Source organism: Paenibacillus sp. GCM10027627 (assembly GCF_042675505.1).
Lineage (GTDB): Bacteria > Bacillota > Bacilli > Paenibacillales > Paenibacillaceae > Pristimantibacillus.
On record NZ_JBHTHB010000012.1, the window covers coordinates 1 to 16,392 of the forward strand.

Here is a 16,392-nt window from a genome sequence, read left to right on the forward strand (position 1 = left end):
GATGGTACTTGGACCGCAGGGTCCTGGGAGAGTAGGACGTCGCCAAGCACAGATGACCTACCGTAGATGATACGGTAGGTTTTTTGTTGTGCGTGGGGACGTTCCTCTCCCTGCTGGGAGTGTGTCTGGACCCTTTTGATCGGGAGTAGTTCGGTGAGGTGAGTCCGGCTCTAGAGGTGGGGTCAGACGCCGACCGTGATGCGATTGCAAGGAGAGATTCATCCGGTGCGGAATGGGCTTCGCCAAGCACAGATGACGTAGATGTCGTCCTCTTTATGAAGAGATTAAAGGATGTTATAAGATAAATTATTAGTATCGGTAGGTATACTGTGAAGAAACAAAGAAAAACCGTCAATTCGTAATTGACGGTTTTTTGAGGCTTGCAAGTAAATAAATGAATTAGCGATGATAGTAGGAAGCCTCTTTCCATTGCAGTCTAAGAACTCCGTCTTTGCGTTGCCTGCGGAAAGTGAAGGAAAGGAGAAGTCTAGGAGCTAGCAGCCAAACATGCCAGCTAATTAAACTGATCATCATTGACGGTTTTACCCAAGGATATAAGACGCTTACCGCACATAACCCAATCCAGAACAAATGACGATGAACTCTGCGGAAAACCGTTAAGCTTATGTCATTGGCTGGCTTAAACCCGATCCAGGGAGGGTTAATCCGCCAAATCCATTTCCGATCGGCAGCCTCGTCAACTCTAATAAATGTAAGCAGCAATACAAGCACGTGTACAATCTGAATAGCGGCAAATCCGAATAACCATGAAAATAACCCATCCGTTCCATAATAGAGCAGTTGGAAAGCCAATAAGATGGCGACGATCATTAAGTGGCTATAAATGAGTTCACTTTTAATGACCGTTCTTTTAATAAGCTGATATTGGTAGATGGTTGCATTTTGCTGCGCGGATAGAGGTTGTTTCATCTCGTACTTCCTTCCCGACTAGTTACAAGCTCCATAACATATATCGGCATAACACAGTCATTACTCGATAGACAAGCCCATTTTAATTGCTTTGGGAACGCACCAACCGCCCATTAGCCGCATAGGATATATAAATATTTGAAATTTGTTATGAAACAAGTATAAATCAATAGACTATGTGCCATAATAGTAGGTATAGGTAATAGAAAGCGGGGATTGTTATGAGCGAAATTCGCAACCATCACTGCATCATATGCGGACAACTGAAGCCAGGGAGCGAAGGCATTCGGATTGTTACAGGATTTATATGCGCCCCTTGCGAGAGGGAAATGATTCAAACCGACGTAAAGGATGAGAAGTATCCCTTTTTTATTCATCAAATGAAACAATTTTTTATGGAAAAGAATGCTTGAACAGCGCCGGGAACGGGGGCTGTTCTTTTTTTGATCTATACGAAATTGCTCCGGCTTCGCTAAAATAGATGAAAGACAAGCAGTCAGGAAGTGAATGAAAGATGAAAAGCTTTAAAGCCCCTATATATGAAATGTTAACGAAACATGCCGTAAACAATCCATTAAGCCTGCATGTCCCAGGGCACCAGTACGGTAATGCCCTGGAACGTTTATCTTCAAGCGACAGTTTGCAAGAATCGATATGGAGGCGTTTTAAACCGTTGATGGAGCTTGATGTAACGGAGCTGTCGGCAACGGATGATCTGCATCATCCAGAAGCCTCTATTTTGCAGGCTCAGAGGCTGGCGGCTCAGTGTTTTGGCGCGGAAGAGACGTTTTTTCTAGTTGGAGGCAGCACTTCAGGCAATTTATCGTTAGTGCTGACCGTATGTAAGCCGGGAGACTTAATCATTGTTCAACGGAACGTTCATAAGTCGATATTGAACGGGTTAAAATTAGCCGGGGCAATGGCTGTATTTTTAACGCCGGAGATCGAGCCGGCAAGCGGTATAGCTACCGTGCCCTCTGTCCTCCAACTTGAGCGAGCGCTCAACAAATATCCCGAAGCAAAGGCCGTCTTTTTGACGAATCCAAATTATTATGGCATGGGAGTAAAGCTGGCTCGTTATGCGGAAGCTATTCATCGCCATGGAATTCCGCTTTTAATCGATGAGGCTCATGGTGCGCACTATGGTTTGCATATTGGCTTGCCGGATTCGGCATTGTCTTCCGGAGCAGATGCAGTTGTCCAATCGACGCATAAGACGTTGCCCGCACTTACAATGGGAGCTATGCTTCATATTCAAGGAAATAGACTGGATAAAGATCAGCTTAAACAAAATTTATCGATGATTCAAAGTTCCAGTCCTTCTTTTCCTATTATGGCTTCGCTCGATATTTCCCGCGCAATGATTCAATCAGCGGGTTCTGAGCTTTTTGAGCCTTCATTAGAAGCCGCAAATAGCTTTAAACGATGGATAAAAGAACAGTGCAGCTTTATTGGAGCTATGGAATGGAAAGAAGTCGAAGAGTCAACGGAAATAGGGAAAGATAAGGGAACTAGCTTGCCTACAGGTTCTTTGAGGGATAATGATTTAATTATTGATCCTCTAAGGGTGTTACTCTTCGATAAAAGCGGCAAGCTGTCCGGTTTTGATATTTTAAAACAATTGGAGAGCTATGGCTGCTGGGCTGAGATGGCGGATACGCGATACGCCGTATTATTAATTGGAATAGGGACGGATTCCGCTAAGCTGTCTAGGCTTCGGGAAGCTATCAGCTGCATGGATATCAACTGTAAATTATTAAATGAAGGGTTAGTAGTAGACCCCCACTCGCGGGAGAAAACAGCCCGCAAAGACGTCGTAGACCAAGCCTGCTATGAAGAAGACGAGGGTATAGGAGAGCCGGTAGCTTTCGGTAGAACACCGAACTCAGGGGCAACGCAAATGGTTCCATTGCAAAAGGCGGAAGGCTTCCGTGCGGCGGAAATGATCGTTCCTTACCCTCCTGGAATACCGGTCGTTTATGCCGGGGAACGTTTAACTGGCGCTGTCATTGAACTGTTAAAGAGGCTGGCGGAGGCCGGGGCCAAGTTTCAAGGCGCCAAATCGGAGAGGTTATCTGAAATAGAAGTTTTTAAAAGCAGGGATTAGATTAAAACTTGTCGTTTTCCCGCGGTTTTCCCGCATTTGTTCGTTGCCCAACGGTTAGCGCCTTTGCTACAATAAAAGCAAGACAAGTATATTACAGGTTAGGGGCAGCATTGTTTTGAATAAAGGATTTTTTGTTACGATAGAAGGCGGCGAGGGTGCCGGAAAATCCTCACTTATCGAACGGCTGACGAATAACATGCAGCAGGAAGGCATCAGCGTACTCGTTACAAGAGAGCCGGGCGGTATTTCTATTGCCGAAAAGATTCGAACGATTGTTTTAGATACAGAGAACACAATGATGGATGCGAGAACCGAAGCTTTGCTGTATGCGGCTTCCAGAAGGCAGCATTTGGTGGAGAAAGTGCTGCCCGCTTTGCAAGAAGGCCGGCTCGTCATTTGCGACCGTTTTGTAGACAGCAGCTTGGCTTATCAAGGATATGCCAGAGGGCTTGGCATGGAGCAGGTATGGAGCATTAACCGTTTTGCAATTGGCGATTTAATGCCGGATCTAACGCTTTATATGGATGTTTCTCCGGAGATCGGTTTGGCGCGCATTGATCAGGCTAAGCAGAGAGAGGTCAACCGTCTAGATTTGGAGAAGCTGTCGTTCCATGAGAAGGTGAGAGAAGGATATTTAAAGCTTCTGGATATGTATCCGGACCGTATGGTGAAGGTTGACGCGGAGCAACGGCCAGATCAAGTGCTGGAAGATGTGTTTTCGATTTTAAAAGAGCGGTTTAAAGGAATGTAACAGGGAATTGTCTAATTTTATTAAACCGAAGTCTATTCATTCACGACCTATTCTAAATGAAAATCAGGGGGAATGAAGATGAAATTAGTAATTGCGGTTGTTCAAGACAAGGATAGCAACAGACTATCGAATGCTCTTGTGCGCGAAGGCTTCAGAGCGACAAAGCTGGCCAGTACGGGCGGATTTCTCCGGGCGGGCAATACGACATTTATGATCGGGATTGAAGATGAGCGGGTGCATGAGGTTTTCCAAGTGATCAGCACAAATTGCAAGGTTCGGGATCAATTGGTTACTCCCGTATCTCCAATGGGCGGATCGACGGATTCTTATATCCCGTTTCCTGTAGAAGTGCAAGTCGGCGGAGCAGCTGTTTTTGTAGTTCCGGTAGAACGTTTCGAACACTTTTGATTGGGTGTGGCATAGATGAGAGTAGATCAAGGGTGGCGTCCGCTGGGGCAAAATCGGGCAAGCACGGACGCGGCGGCTAAGCCGGTTCCGCAGACAAGCTTCGCAGATGTGATGATGCAGCAGGACTCACAGCGGACTCAGGAGCAGTTGCAGCAGAAGCTGCAAGATATTCATCGTCAAGGCGATAGGCTCGCCAAAACGATGACCGTCCGCGAGCTGATGCTTTACCGCCAGATGGTTAAGCAGTTTCTGGAGGATACCGTCAGACGGGGAGTCGGTCTGAAAGAGGTTCGCGGTTTTGACCGGCGTGGACGGGTGAAGCGCTACAAGCTGCTCGATGAAATTGACGAAACGCTTGTTTCTATGGCGGAGGACTTGCTGAACAGTGAAGAAGGAAGAATCGAGCTTTTGAACAAAATTGGCGAAATACGCGGTATTTTGATTAACCTTATGTTTTAGCGCGAGTGGAGCTGGGAAAGGTAAGGAATGGATGAATAACCTTGAACACGCTGGAAAAGGACAATGGAAAGCGGAGCGTATTCTGAAGCATGCACTGCAAAGCGGCAAAGTTTCGCATGCCTATTTGTTCAGCGGCCCTTCGGGGACGGGAAGAACAGATATGGCGATGTGGTTTGCTAAGGCATTGTTTTGCATAGCGGAAGGCTGGGAGGCATGCGGCGAATGTTTGGAATGCCGAAAGTTCGAGCATGGCAACCAGAGCGATTTGATCAAAGTGGCTCCAGAAGGCCAAAGCATCAAAATAGATCAAATCCGCGAGCTGCAAAGATCGTTGTCCTATCGAAGCACTCAGACGGGACGCGTTGTCTATATAATAGAAGAAGCGGAAAAAATGACGCTCCAAGCCGCCAACAGCCTGCTTAAATTTTTGGAAGAGCCGTTGTCTCCAATAGTCGCTATTCTGATTACGGATAATGGACAAGCTGTTTTGCCGACTATTCGGTCCAGGACGCAATGGGTGCCGTTTTTGCCGATGTCGCCAGAAGCTATGCTTGAAAGGCTTGTATCGGAAGGAGCGCCGCCCATTCTTGCTCGTGCAGCGGTCCAATTATCGTCGGGACTGGAAGGAGCAAGGGAAATTGTCCAGCAGAATGAGTTTGCAGAAATCCGAAACCTAGTGATACAATTAGGCAAGGAGAGTTTGTCCCGATTCACCGCGGCGATGATCACTGCCCAGCAGCAGTTGTTTAAGACAGAACTAACGAATCATATGGAGACGCTGCTTTCATTACTAACGCTTTGGTTTAAAGATTTGACACAGTTCCAGGCCGGAAGGCAGGACAAGATTGTTTTTATAGATCAATTGGATTGGATAAGCAACAATGCTTACAACCGTTCTTTTGCAGGCTGGGTGACTTGCATGGAGCATATCCTTGATGCGGGCAAGCGCATTCGGGCGAATGTATCGCCCCAGCTCGCATTTGAGCAATTATTGGTAAACCTACAGGAGGGCTAATCCTTGTATAATGTCATCGGTGTCCGCTTTAAGAAAGCGGGCAAGATCTATTACTTTGATCCGGTCGAGCACCCCGTGGATAAAGACCAGCATGTTATTGTGGAGACCGCGCGCGGAATCGAATACGGTAAAGTGGTGGTGGGACAGAAGCAAGTCGGTGAATCGGATGTTGTTCTCCCGCTTAAGAGGGTTATACGCATTGCGAATGATGTCGATGCTCAGGTTGTGGAAGAGAATCGATCAGCAGCAAAAGGTGCGTTTACTACCTGTCTTGACAAAATTAAGAGCCATCAGCTTCGAATGAAGCTCGTTGACGTCGAATTTACGTTCGACCGCAATAAAATTATTTTTTATTTCACGGCAGAAGGAAGAGTAGACTTCCGCGAGCTCGTCAAAGATTTGGCCAGCGTATTCCGTACCCGGATCGAGCTTCGCCAAATCGGCGTGCGTGATGAAGCCAAGATGCTTGGCGGCATCGGTCCTTGCGGCAGAGTGCTTTGCTGTTCTTCTTGGCTAGGCGACTTTGAGCCCGTTTCCATCAAGATGGCCAAGGATCAAAATTTGTCGCTTAATCCTACGAAGATATCAGGCCTTTGCGGTCGTCTCATGTGCTGTCTCAAGTATGAGCATGACAACTATGAGAGCGTACGTGAGGAATTGCCTGCTGTCGGCAAAATTGTGGTAACCTCGTATGGAGAAGGCAAAGTAACGGGGATTAACGCAGCTGCTAAGAGCGTATACGTACAATTGTTCGATACGCCGGGCAAACCGAAAGAATTGCCGCTCGACGACGTTGTTGTCAAATAGGCGGCAAAAGCGAATCTAATAGGTGAGGTAACGCTCACGCTTGAAGTTCTGGGGTGGGAACTTGGAGAAGAGGGACATTTTTGTACAGATGGACGAGCTCGACAACCGGGTAGGCGTATTTCATGCCGAACTTAGCGCTCTTAAGCAGAAGGTAAAAGAACTGCTGGAAGAGAACAAACGGCTCAGTCTCGAAAATCATCAGCTAAGGCAAGTGTTCAAGAGGGAAACCTCGTCGGAACGCGAAGCCGTGCTTGCCGCTCAAGGGGCGGGCGGGCCAACTGAGGAAGAATCGGCAACGGATCGTGAAATTATACTCGCGGAGGACCATGTAGCCGCAATTGGCGAAGGGCATGACAATCTGACGAGGCTATATCACGAGGGGTTCCATATTTGCAACGTATATTATGGACATTTGCGGACTGAGGGCGATTGCTTGTTCTGTCTGTCTTTTTTAAACAAATAAGTAGATTACGTATCGACAGGCCGTCCTTACCGCAGGGGCGGTTTTCTTTTTTGAAATTTGGAGCGCAACATGGCGAAAGGGGATAGATGAATGCCGGAACAAAGCATTCCTAATGAAAACATAAGGCTGGAAGCCGGAGAACGAATCGACGATCTATTAACGTCAACGGGGCTTCACATTATTCAGAGCCGCGAAGTGTTCAGCTTCTCGCTGGATGCGGTGTTGTTGTCGAGGTTCGCAAGCCCTCCGAAGGTTGGGCGGATAGCCGACCTGTGTTCGGGCAACGGAGTCATTCCCATTCTTCTGTCGGCAAAAACAAAAGCGCAAATCGATGCGATTGAAATTCAGCCGCGGCTCGCGGATATGGCTCGAAGAAGTGTCGCCATGAACGGACTGGAAGAACAAATTAAGGTATTGGAGCAGGATTTGCGAAGCTATTCGCGCCATGAGCTGAATGGCGCCTATGATGCCATTACCGTAAATCCTCCTTATATGCCGGTTACGGCTGGCGAGCATAACGAAAATGAGCATTATGCCATCGCACGTCACGAAATCAATTGTACGCTGGAGGATTTGGCTATAGCCTGCTCTAAGCTTCTTCGTCCAGGAGGGAAGCTATTTATGGTTCATCGGCCTTCACGGCTACTCGATATTACAGAGACGCTTAGACGTTGGAAGCTGGAGCCGAAACGAATCCAATTTGTCCATCCCCATGCAAACGCGGAAGCGAACATGGTATTAATAGAAGCAACTCGCGACGGGAAGCCTGACATCAGGCTGCTGCCGCCAATTATGGTATACAATGACGAAGGAGTACAGATTGTATGAGAAGCCAAAAAAGCTTTGCGGAAAAATCGGGGCAAAGCGCTAAATCCGCCTCGGCGGCAGGTACGCTTTATTTGGTCGCAACTCCGATCGGCAATTTGGAAGATATGACGATGAGGGCCATCCGTATTTTGAAGGAAGCGGATTTGATAGCGGCTGAAGATACGAGGCAGACGCGCAAGCTGCTCACTCACTTTGATATTCACACACGGATTGTCAGCTATCATGAACATAATAAAGGGGCCAGCGGCCCGGAATTGGTTCGTTTGATGAGCGAAGGGAAAACGATTGCACTTGTCAGCGATGCAGGGATTCCGGCCATCTCCGATCCGGGGGCCGATCTGGTGGCGGAAGCGGTAGAAGAAGGGATAGCGGTTGTTCCCGTTCCAGGCGCAAATGCGGCATTATCGGCACTAGTCATGTCGGGCCTTCCGACAGATCGCTTTCTATTTGCGGGATTTCCGCCGAGAGAAAAGAAGTCGCTTGCGAAATGGCTTCAAGAGCTGGCTGGCAACAGGGCTACTCTTATTATGTATGAATCTCCTCATCGTCTGATCAAAACGCTGGGTGTAATGCTCGAGCAACTGGGCGATCGTCGGATAGCGGTTGTTCGCGAGCTGACCAAACGTCATGAAGAGGCGCTTAGAGGAACGGTTTCCGAGTGTATCGCTTGGTTTGCTGAAAATGATCCTATGGGAGAGTTTTGTATCGTAGTGGAAGGAGCCGCGTCTCATTCTAGCGCTGCAAATGGCGAAGGGGATGGAGCATGGTGGTCGGAGCTTGATTTGGAGGCGCATGTTGCCCATTACGAAGAAAGCATGGACCGGAAGGAAGCGATCAAAAGAACGGCCGCAGACCGCGGATTGCCGAAGCGGGAAGTTTATAATGAGGTGAACCGATAAGGAAGGACTCCTTTTTTCTCCGGAGAAAAAAAAGGACCTTCCTGGCCGGGTTCTAGCACAGGAAGGCGTCAAGGAGTATAAAAAGGTTAGAATTAACAAAGGTATAAATTGATTATAACCGATTTTTTTTATTTTGTCACAGGAGTAGGCATTTCTGATAAACAAATATGGCAAACAATTTTTCCTTTGAAGTAGGAAACGTTTTCTGCGTTGCCGCAGAAGATGCATGCAGGCTCATATTTCTTAAGCATAATGCGCTCTCCGTCCACATAAATCTCAAGCGCATCCTTTTCGCCTATGCCCAAAGTACGGCGAAGCTCAATTGGAATTACAACGCGTCCAAGCTCATCCACTTTACGAACGATACCGGTAGATTTCATCATTATCTATCAATCCTCTCAGAAATGTATTTTCGTCATCTTTCGACATTGTTTGTAGATTCTATGTTACTATAATACCAACTCTTCCCAAAACAGTCAACCTAGAATGTTCTGCCAAATGGCTTTGTTTACAAGAGTTTTAGGGACGTAGCTGTTTAATAGCTTTGTAATAGAATACAACAGCTTCGACAATTTGGAAACTGAATTACGACAGAATTCGACATTAACTGCACCGTTTGTGTCGAAACTATGAACGAGAAGGAGAGGTTTATATGAGGGAGCAGCTAACGGAAGAAAAAGTGTTTAAAGATCCGGTCCACGAGTATGTGTACGTTCAGGATCAGACGATTTGGGATTTGATCAATACAAAAGAATTTCAGCGTCTGCGCCGAATCAGGCAGCTTGGCACGACGTATTTAACCTTTCATGGAGCGGAGCATAGCCGCTTCTCCCACTCTCTCGGCGTATATGAAATTACAAGACGGATTATTTCACAATTTGAGCGCCATGGGTACCCGGACTGGCCGAAGGAGGAAAGGCTCGTTTCCCTATGCGCGGCGTTGCTTCATGACGTAGGGCACGGCCCCTTTTCTCATTCGCTTGAGGAAATTTTTGATACGGATCATGAGGTCTGGACATGCAGCATATTGCTTGGAGATACGGAAATCAACCGCATTTTGCGCGAGGTGTCGGAGGAGTTTCCAAGTCAGGTAGCAGCAGTCATTCAAAAAATATATCCGAAGCCAATTGTCGTCAGTCTCATCTCCAGTCAAATGGACGCGGATCGGATGGATTATTTGCTCAGGGACGCTTATTTTACAGGCGTGAACTACGGAACGTTCGATTTGGAAAGAATATTGCGGGTGCTGAGGCCTTATAAAGGAAAGATCGTCGTAAAGGACAGCGGGATGCATGCGGTTGAGCATTATTTAATGTCCCGTTATCAAATGTATTGGCAAATTTATTTCCACCCTGTAACGCGCAGCTCGGAAATTATATTGAGGCAAATATTTAGACGCGCTCAGGAGCTGAATGGACAAGGCTATGTTTTCCGCTGGATGACGGATCCTTTGCAGAAGCTTCTTAATAATACGCTCCAGTTGCAAGATTATTTGAAGCTGGACGAGTCGCTTGCACAGACTGCTTTTGCGGAGTGGGCGGACGAAGAGGATGAACTGCTCAGCGATTTGTGCAGCCGCTTTTTGGACAGGCAATTATATAAGTATGTAACGATTGAAAATCCGGAGGAAAATCTGCTTAAGGAAGTGGCGGAGGCGCTTGAATCGGTTGGGCTGAACCCGGATTACCATATGGAAATCGACTATCCGTTCGACCTTCCTTACGATGTGTACCGCCCGGACCAGAACAATGGAGAAAAGAAGGAAAAAGCGCCGATTTTGTTGCTCGACGGCGAAGAAGGAATAAGCGAGATTTCTGTGAAATCCGACATCGTTCGTTCCATCACGGGACTGCATCAAGGACAATATCATTTGTATTTTCCAGAGGAGCCGCTCCTTCTTCAAAAACAGCGTTTATCGGACCGGATGATCAAATTATTTAAACTGGACAAAAGGGGATAAAAAGAAATGAGTTTGCCTTTTCTATTCGACACCCATACTCATATGGATTCTGACAAATTCGACGGGGATCGGGAGGAAGCGATAGAGCGTGCCCGTGCGGCCGGCGTCGGCCTGATGGTCAATATCGGCTTTGACCGGGAAACGATTCCGACAACGATGGCGCTCGCGGAGAAATACGATTTTGTTTATGCCGCGGTCGGTTGGCATCCGGTGGAGAGCATCCATATGCTTCCCGAGGATTTGGAATGGATCGAGCAGCTGTGCAGCCATAAAAAAGTGGTGGCTATTGGCGAGATCGGCCTCGACTATTATTGGGACACCTCCCCGAAAGAGGTGCAGCATCGAGTATTTCGGGAGCAAATCAGGCTGGCCCGCAAAGTCGGGAAGCCGATTGTCATTCATAACCGCGACGCCCATGAAGATATCGTACGGATATTAAAAGAAGAGAATGCTTCCGATATTGGCGGCGTCATGCATTGCTTCTCCGGGAGCTGGGAAACGGCCAAACAATGCCTCGATATGAATTTTTATATTTCGTTTGGAGGACCCGTCACTTACAAAAATGCACGTGTGCCAAAAGAGGTTTTGGAAAGGGTTCCAATGGACCGATTATTGATCGAAACGGACTCCCCTTATTTGACTCCTCACCCATTTAGAGGGAAGAGAAATGAGTCCTCGTATGTGGCTTATGTGGCACAAGCCGCTGCCGAAATTAAAGGCAAATCGGTGCAGGAAATTGCACAAATCACAACCGAAAACGGTAAAAAATGTTTTGGAATCGAATGAAATGCGTCTAAAAAGAGAGAAATAAAGACCTTTATCGCGATAAAACTGATTTTTGTCGCCGAATTCAATGTTTTTTTCAAAGTTTACCTGCTTTTTTCGTGAAAATCGCATTTTATCGCTTCTTTACAACAGGGCTCTGATGAAGGTATGATTCAAATCAGAGCTTTTCATTTTGTATTGGATTTCCAGCATAGCATCGATCTCAAACCTCATATTTCTCCTCTCCCATTCCCTATCGTGTACGCTTAAGGCGCCTACCGCACACACATCTTCTTTCGACGACAACTCCATCCTTTGTTGAATAAACGAATCACTGTCGTCATAGGGATAATCAGGGAGGAGATACGAGTCAGCTAGACTGGAGCGCGTGCTTGCACGCCAATATACTATAGTCGCGTCAGTTGTAACATGCGTAACACTTGGCGGCGGGGCTATGAAGGAGGACCGAAGAAGTGGGCTTAATGCAGTCGAAAGACACCCATGGGAAACGATCATCCAGCATGACTTTCGCAATGCGATGGAAGCATGGAAACTTGCGTTTGATTATTTTGAGCGCTGTAATCTCAATCGCTATGACTTTCATGTTTTTGGTGTTGTTGTACGGAACGGCTGTCAAAAGCGTCTCCGTAGTAGTGAATGGACAAGAAACCGTTGTGGAAACAAAACAATGGGTCCTGCAACGCCTACTGGATGAACAAGCTATTACAATAGGTCCGCATGACGAAGTGTCGCTCCCCCTTAATTCACCGATTAAGGAAGGGGATCGCATCGTGGTCAATCATGCGGTGCCGGTCGTTGTAAAAGCGGATGGCAAGACATCTACGGTGTACACGACAGAGAAGACGGTACAGGCGGCGATAGAGGATTTAGGTCTATCCCTTCGAAGTGAAGATAAAATATCGCCTCACCTCGGCACGATCGTCGACGGGGAGGATACCATCACCATTACTCGAGTAGATACGAAAGTATCGGAGCTTGAGAAAACCGTTCCATTCTCAATCGTGAAAAAAGAAGACCCGACGCTTGCGCAAGGCCAGGAAAAAGTGATTCAAACTGGCAAAAAAGGCGTCGTGGAGCAGAAGATGAAAGCGAAGTACGAGGATGGCGTACTGGTCTCGAACCAAATGGTAAGCGAGGTAGTTATGGCAGCGGCGGTGGATCAGGTTGTAGCGGTAGGAACCAAAAAACCTGAGTCGAGTGTAACCGTGCTGTCGAGCAAAAGCGCTGGCGTCATGACCGTGACCAAAGGCGATTATACGTTCAATGCCAAAAAGGTGCTGAAAAACGTGACGCTTACCGCATATTCCGCAGGCGAATCGTCTACGGGCAAAGGCGAGGATCATCCGGATTACGGAATTACAGCTTCCGGTACTCGTGTGAAGGAAGGCCGCACAATTGCGGTAGACCCGAATGTCATTCCGATCGGCTGGTGGGTGTACATTGAGGGAATTGGCTTCCGCCGCGCGGAAGACAAAGGCGGTGCCGTCAAAGGCAACAAGATCGATGTTTATTTTGACAGCAACAGCCACGCTATGAAGTTCGGCAGGAAAAAGGGCTATACGGTCTATATATTAGGCCCCAATAAGCCTACAGCAAGCTGATATAGGCCATGATAAGAAGAGGCGAGCCGCCTCTTCTTTTTGCATGTTATAGTATAGATTGAAACAGCCGAGGTTAAGGTGAAGGAAGGACTGGGCGAAATGATCAAAGAAGTGATCGTAGTGGAAGGAAAAAGCGACACGGCGGCCATTAAGCGGGCTGTTGAAGCCGATACTATAGAGACGAACGGTTCCGCAGTGGGCGAAGATGTGCTGCGCAGAATCGCGCTAGCGGGTGAGCGGAGAGGGGTTATTATTTTTACCGACCCCGACCATGCCGGAGAGCGCATCCGCAAAATAGTCGCCAGGCATGTGCCCGGCTGCAAGCACGCTTTTTTGCCCCAGGAAAAGGCCTTTTATAAAGGGGATATCGGAATAGAAAATGCGAGCCCGGAAGCGATCCGGCAAGCGTTGTCCGAGCTTAGAACGGAGACGGACGCGAAAGCTGGAGATATTGCTTGGGAAGATTTAATGGAAGCGGGGCTGATCGTTCATCCCGATGCGGCGAACAGGCGGCTTCTAATGGGGAAAGAGCTTGGTATCGGATACGCGAACGGAAAGCAATTTTATAAGCGTTGTACCAGCTTTCGAATTACGAAGGAGGAGTTTGCAGCCGCCCTGCGTCAAATGGAACAACAATTGGAGGAGTCAAAATCATGAGTTTAAATCGAGGAACGGCAGATGTGGGATCGCCGAAGCGTACCAAAGAAATTATTGCAAAGCACGGGTTCTCGTTTAAAAAGAGCTTGGGGCAAAACTTTCTCATCGATGGAAATATACTTTCTAAAATTGTAGCGGCCGCTGAGCTGGATAAGACGAAGGGCGCCCTCGAGATCGGTCCGGGAATCGGCGCATTAACCGAGCGGCTAGCCGAAGCGGCGGGCAAAGTGACGGCGGTTGAAATCGATCAGCGGCTAATTCCGATTTTGGCGGATGTTCTGGCAGACAAGCCTCATGTGGAGGTTGTGCATGGCGATGTGCTGAAGCTTGATCTTGGAACGCTGTTCGAGACCCAATTCGCTGACTGCGCAAAAGTAAGCGTAGTGGCCAATTTGCCTTATTATGTGACGACTCCGATTTTGATGAAGCTGTTGGAGGACCGTCTTCCTTTGCAAAATATTGTAGTTATGATCCAGAAGGAAGTGGCGCAGCGTATGGCGGCGAAGCCGGGCGGCAAGGAATATGGCAGCCTTAGCGTGGCCGTTCAATATTATTGCGAACCGCAGCTCGTATGCACGGTCCCTCATACTGTATTTATTCCGCAGCCGAATGTGGATTCGGCCGTTATTAAGCTTGCCGTTCGGGACAAGCCGGCCGTGGATGTGCCGGATGAAGCGTATTTCTTCCAGGTAGTGCAGGCGAGCTTCGCTCAGCGGCGCAAGACGCTTGGCAACAATTTGACGGCTTTTCTGGGCAAGGATCGGAAAGAAGAGCTGCTGACCGTGCTGTCGGAAGCTGGAATTGATCCTGCAAGACGTGGGGAGACGCTGTCGCTAGAGGAGTTTGCGGAGCTTTCCAAAGGCTTGCTGTCGGCAGGCTTAACCGGAGGAAAACGATAAAAATGATTTCTCACCATTCGCCCTATCCGCCCATAGGATAGACGAAGAGGTGATTTACCTATGAACCAAGGGGACTTGGTCGTCCGCAAATCATATGGCGGTGACGTGTTGTTCCGTGTCGAAAATGTTCGCAGCTACAATGCCGTCCTGAAAGGCACGGATTACCGTTTGCTTGCGGATGCGCCGTTTCCAGACCTGACGGTCGTGCGCGATCCTGAGTCCACGCGGGCCGTACAGCAGGTACGCATTAAAGTCAACGAATCGCTTAAAAAAATGCAAACGGATAGAGAGAAGCACGCAGCAGATCCGGACGGCGTTATTCGGCTTGCGCAGGGGCAGCACGCCTCGTATTTTGAAATGCCGGGAAAAGTGCTTCATCTGGATGGGGACGGCAATTATTTGAAAAAGAGCATGCAGCTCTACAATGCGATGCAAGTGCCCGCGCACGGAATGTATGTGCATGAAGCTCAAATGGCGGATGTGCTGTACCGGCTGCTGCCGCAGATCAAGCCGGATATCGTCGTCATTACGGGACATGACGGCGTGCTTAAAGGGCGTTCCCCCAATGAAATGTACAGCTTGTCTAGCTATAAAAACTCTCAAAACTTCGTAAACGCTGTTCATGTGGCGCGGGAATATGAAAAAAATCGCGATGGCCTTGTCGTGGTTGCGGGCGCATGCCAATCGCACTTTGAGGCGCTGCTGCATGCAGGTTCCAATTTCGCCAGCTCTCCGGGCCGCATTTTGATCCACGCGCTTGACCCCGTTTATGTGGCCATCAAAGCCAGCTTTACGTCCATACGCGATACGGTCAATTTGCCGGAGGTTATCCATGGAACTATAAGCGGGATTGACGGAGTCGGCGGTATCGAAACGCTGGGCCGTTACAGAGTAGGGCTGCCAAAACCTAAAGTGACGACATAACGAAAAATGAAATTTTTAAAACAGATTTCAGATTATGCATAATAAAGAGCAATGAAGAAAAAACTAAAGGCGAGAGCGGACTCTTTTTTTAAAAATTGGGTGAAATCACCGTTGACAAATTAAATACCCTGCTGATATAATATTTAATTCATTTGACAACACCTCCGAAATTGGTTATAATGGACAAGGAAAGAGGTGGTAGCTGTCAATGGCTAAAAATGCGCTGTTGGATATCAAACGCAGCTTGGAAGCTCATGTAGGCTCCAAGATCCGTCTAAGAGCAAACGGAGGTCGCCGCAAGACAATTGAGCGAACCGGGACGTTGGAAGAAATCTACCCTTCTGTGTTCATTGTAAAGCTGGATGAGGAACAACACGCCTTTAAGCGGGTATCCTACAGCTATGCGGACATCCTGACAGAATCCGTAGAAGTGACCGTGTGCAATGATGAGGGTCAAGTACGCATCGCTTTACAACCATAGATTTAAACGAGCTTCAGACAGCCGTTAGCGGCATCTGGCGCAGAGAAATCTGCGCTTTTTTTGTACCCGCATTAATCCCTAGGGGAGAACGCATACTACCTATGTCGAACCGTTCTTGAACATAATAACGACATGGAGGGATTGCGAGTGGGACGCAGAAGGCGCGGCGTAATGTCGGAGCAGCTCAAATACGAACTGGCTAAGGATCTAGGCTTTTACGATACGGTGCAGCAAGAAGGCTGGGGAGGCATTAAAGCCAAGGATGCCGGCAACATGGTGAAGCGGGCTATCCAATTGGCCGAGCAATCGGCGGCAAGATCCCAGCGCCCATAGATTCCGTCAAAAAGCTAAACGATGATCGGCCTTGAGGCAAAGGCTTTCATTGTTTAGCTTTTATTGTATTCCTTTGCTATAATG

Annotated in this window: 21 protein-coding genes; 19 read left to right on the top strand and 2 right to left on the bottom strand. The window is 47.9% G+C overall.

Going from position 1 to position 16,392, the window contains the following annotated elements; genetic code table 11:
* Positions 1-158: 158 nt before the first annotated feature.
* Positions 159-305 carry a hypothetical protein gene (locus ACFQZE_RS23890; RefSeq protein WP_379361883.1) on the top strand — a complete coding sequence of 49 codons (147 nt, stop codon included), beginning with the start codon at positions 159-161 and terminating at the stop codon, positions 303-305.
* A 94-nt stretch (positions 306-399) separates the two neighbouring features.
* Here ACFQZE_RS23890 and ACFQZE_RS23895 read toward each other — a convergent pair whose 3' ends face one another.
* The gene (locus ACFQZE_RS23895) at positions 400-930 is read right to left on the bottom strand and encodes a transposase (protein WP_379361885.1); all 531 of its coding nucleotides are present in this window, start codon (positions 928-930) and stop codon (positions 400-402) included.
* Positions 931-1,151: 221 nt separating this feature from the next.
* On the opposite strand from ACFQZE_RS23895, the gene ACFQZE_RS23900 reads away from it, so the two are divergent.
* From ACFQZE_RS23900 to rsmI, 10 genes are all read left to right on the top strand, one after another.
* Positions 1,152-1,343 (top strand): sigma factor G inhibitor Gin, encoded by a 192-nt coding sequence (locus ACFQZE_RS23900; protein ID WP_379361887.1) that lies wholly within the window; start codon positions 1,152-1,154, stop codon positions 1,341-1,343.
* Positions 1,344-1,474: 131 nt separating this feature from the next.
* Positions 1,475-3,037 carry an aminotransferase class I/II-fold pyridoxal phosphate-dependent enzyme gene (locus tag ACFQZE_RS23905; RefSeq protein WP_379362025.1) on the top strand — a complete coding sequence of 521 codons (1,563 nt, stop codon included), beginning with the start codon at positions 1,475-1,477 and terminating at the stop codon, positions 3,035-3,037.
* A 115-nt stretch (positions 3,038-3,152) separates the two neighbouring features.
* A complete protein-coding gene (gene tmk, locus ACFQZE_RS23910) occupies positions 3,153-3,788 on the top strand; it encodes a dTMP kinase (RefSeq protein ID WP_379361889.1) in 636 nt (211 codons plus the stop codon).
* Positions 3,789-3,866: 78 nt separating this feature from the next.
* The gene (locus ACFQZE_RS23915; protein ID WP_379361891.1) at positions 3,867-4,196 is read left to right on the top strand and encodes a cyclic-di-AMP receptor; all 330 of its coding nucleotides are present in this window, start codon (positions 3,867-3,869) and stop codon (positions 4,194-4,196) included.
* A 15-nt stretch (positions 4,197-4,211) separates the two neighbouring features.
* Positions 4,212-4,655: a YaaR family protein gene (locus ACFQZE_RS23920; RefSeq protein ID WP_379361893.1), complete on the top strand. Its 444-nt coding sequence runs from the start codon at positions 4,212-4,214 to the stop codon at positions 4,653-4,655.
* Between the two features lie 31 nt (positions 4,656-4,686).
* A complete protein-coding gene (holB, locus tag ACFQZE_RS23925; RefSeq protein WP_379361895.1) occupies positions 4,687-5,670 on the top strand; it encodes a DNA polymerase III subunit delta' in 984 nt (327 codons plus the stop codon).
* A gap of 3 nt (positions 5,671-5,673) precedes the next feature.
* Complete coding sequence (locus ACFQZE_RS23930) at positions 5,674-6,477, top strand: PSP1 domain-containing protein (protein ID WP_379361897.1); 804 nt, start codon at positions 5,674-5,676, stop codon at positions 6,475-6,477.
* Between the two features lie 61 nt (positions 6,478-6,538).
* On the top strand, positions 6,539-6,940 hold the full coding sequence (locus ACFQZE_RS23935; RefSeq protein WP_379361899.1) for an initiation-control protein YabA: 402 nt from the start codon (positions 6,539-6,541) through the stop codon (positions 6,938-6,940).
* A 90-nt stretch (positions 6,941-7,030) separates the two neighbouring features.
* Entirely contained in the window at positions 7,031-7,768 is a 738-nt protein-coding gene (locus ACFQZE_RS23940) for a tRNA1(Val) (adenine(37)-N6)-methyltransferase (RefSeq protein ID WP_379361901.1), read from the top strand.
* Complete coding sequence (rsmI, locus tag ACFQZE_RS23945; RefSeq protein ID WP_379361903.1) at positions 7,765-8,667, top strand: 16S rRNA (cytidine(1402)-2'-O)-methyltransferase; 903 nt, start codon at positions 7,765-7,767, stop codon at positions 8,665-8,667. Before ACFQZE_RS23940 ends, rsmI begins: the two co-directional genes overlap by 4 nt.
* Before the next feature lie 128 nt (positions 8,668-8,795).
* On the opposite strand, the gene ACFQZE_RS23950 is transcribed toward rsmI, so the two are convergent.
* Positions 8,796-9,050: an AbrB/MazE/SpoVT family DNA-binding domain-containing protein gene (locus ACFQZE_RS23950; protein ID WP_028609554.1), complete on the bottom strand. Its 255-nt coding sequence runs from the start codon at positions 9,048-9,050 to the stop codon at positions 8,796-8,798.
* A 269-nt stretch (positions 9,051-9,319) separates the two neighbouring features.
* Here ACFQZE_RS23950 and ACFQZE_RS23955 point away from each other — a divergent pair, with 269 nt between their 5' ends.
* The 8 genes from ACFQZE_RS23955 to ACFQZE_RS23990 all read left to right on the top strand — a co-directional run bounded on the left by ACFQZE_RS23955 (position 9,320) and on the right by ACFQZE_RS23990 (position 16,308).
* Positions 9,320-10,627 (top strand): HD domain-containing protein, encoded by a 1,308-nt coding sequence (locus ACFQZE_RS23955; RefSeq protein ID WP_379361905.1) that lies wholly within the window; start codon positions 9,320-9,322, stop codon positions 10,625-10,627.
* A gap of 6 nt (positions 10,628-10,633) precedes the next feature.
* Positions 10,634-11,413: a TatD family hydrolase gene (locus ACFQZE_RS23960; protein ID WP_379361907.1), complete on the top strand. Its 780-nt coding sequence runs from the start codon at positions 10,634-10,636 to the stop codon at positions 11,411-11,413.
* A gap of 452 nt (positions 11,414-11,865) precedes the next feature.
* Positions 11,866-13,014 (top strand): resuscitation-promoting factor, encoded by a 1,149-nt coding sequence (locus ACFQZE_RS23965; protein WP_379361909.1) that lies wholly within the window; start codon positions 11,866-11,868, stop codon positions 13,012-13,014.
* Between the two features lie 99 nt (positions 13,015-13,113).
* Positions 13,114-13,671, top strand: a complete 558-nt coding sequence (gene rnmV, locus ACFQZE_RS23970) for a ribonuclease M5 (RefSeq protein WP_379362027.1) — start codon at positions 13,114-13,116, stop codon at positions 13,669-13,671.
* On the top strand, positions 13,668-14,570 hold the full coding sequence (rsmA, locus tag ACFQZE_RS23975; RefSeq protein WP_379361911.1) for a 16S rRNA (adenine(1518)-N(6)/adenine(1519)-N(6))-dimethyltransferase RsmA: 903 nt from the start codon (positions 13,668-13,670) through the stop codon (positions 14,568-14,570). Before rnmV ends, rsmA begins: the two co-directional genes overlap by 4 nt.
* Before the next feature lie 60 nt (positions 14,571-14,630).
* A complete protein-coding gene (gene yabG, locus ACFQZE_RS23980) occupies positions 14,631-15,494 on the top strand; it encodes a sporulation peptidase YabG (protein ID WP_379361913.1) in 864 nt (287 codons plus the stop codon).
* Positions 15,495-15,702: 208 nt separating this feature from the next.
* On the top strand, positions 15,703-15,975 hold the full coding sequence (veg, locus tag ACFQZE_RS23985) for a biofilm formation stimulator Veg (RefSeq protein WP_379361915.1): 273 nt from the start codon (positions 15,703-15,705) through the stop codon (positions 15,973-15,975).
* 147 nt (positions 15,976-16,122) lie between these two features.
* On the top strand, positions 16,123-16,308 hold the full coding sequence (locus tag ACFQZE_RS23990) for a small, acid-soluble spore protein, alpha/beta type (RefSeq protein WP_379361917.1): 186 nt from the start codon (positions 16,123-16,125) through the stop codon (positions 16,306-16,308).
* Positions 16,309-16,392 lie beyond the last annotated feature (84 nt).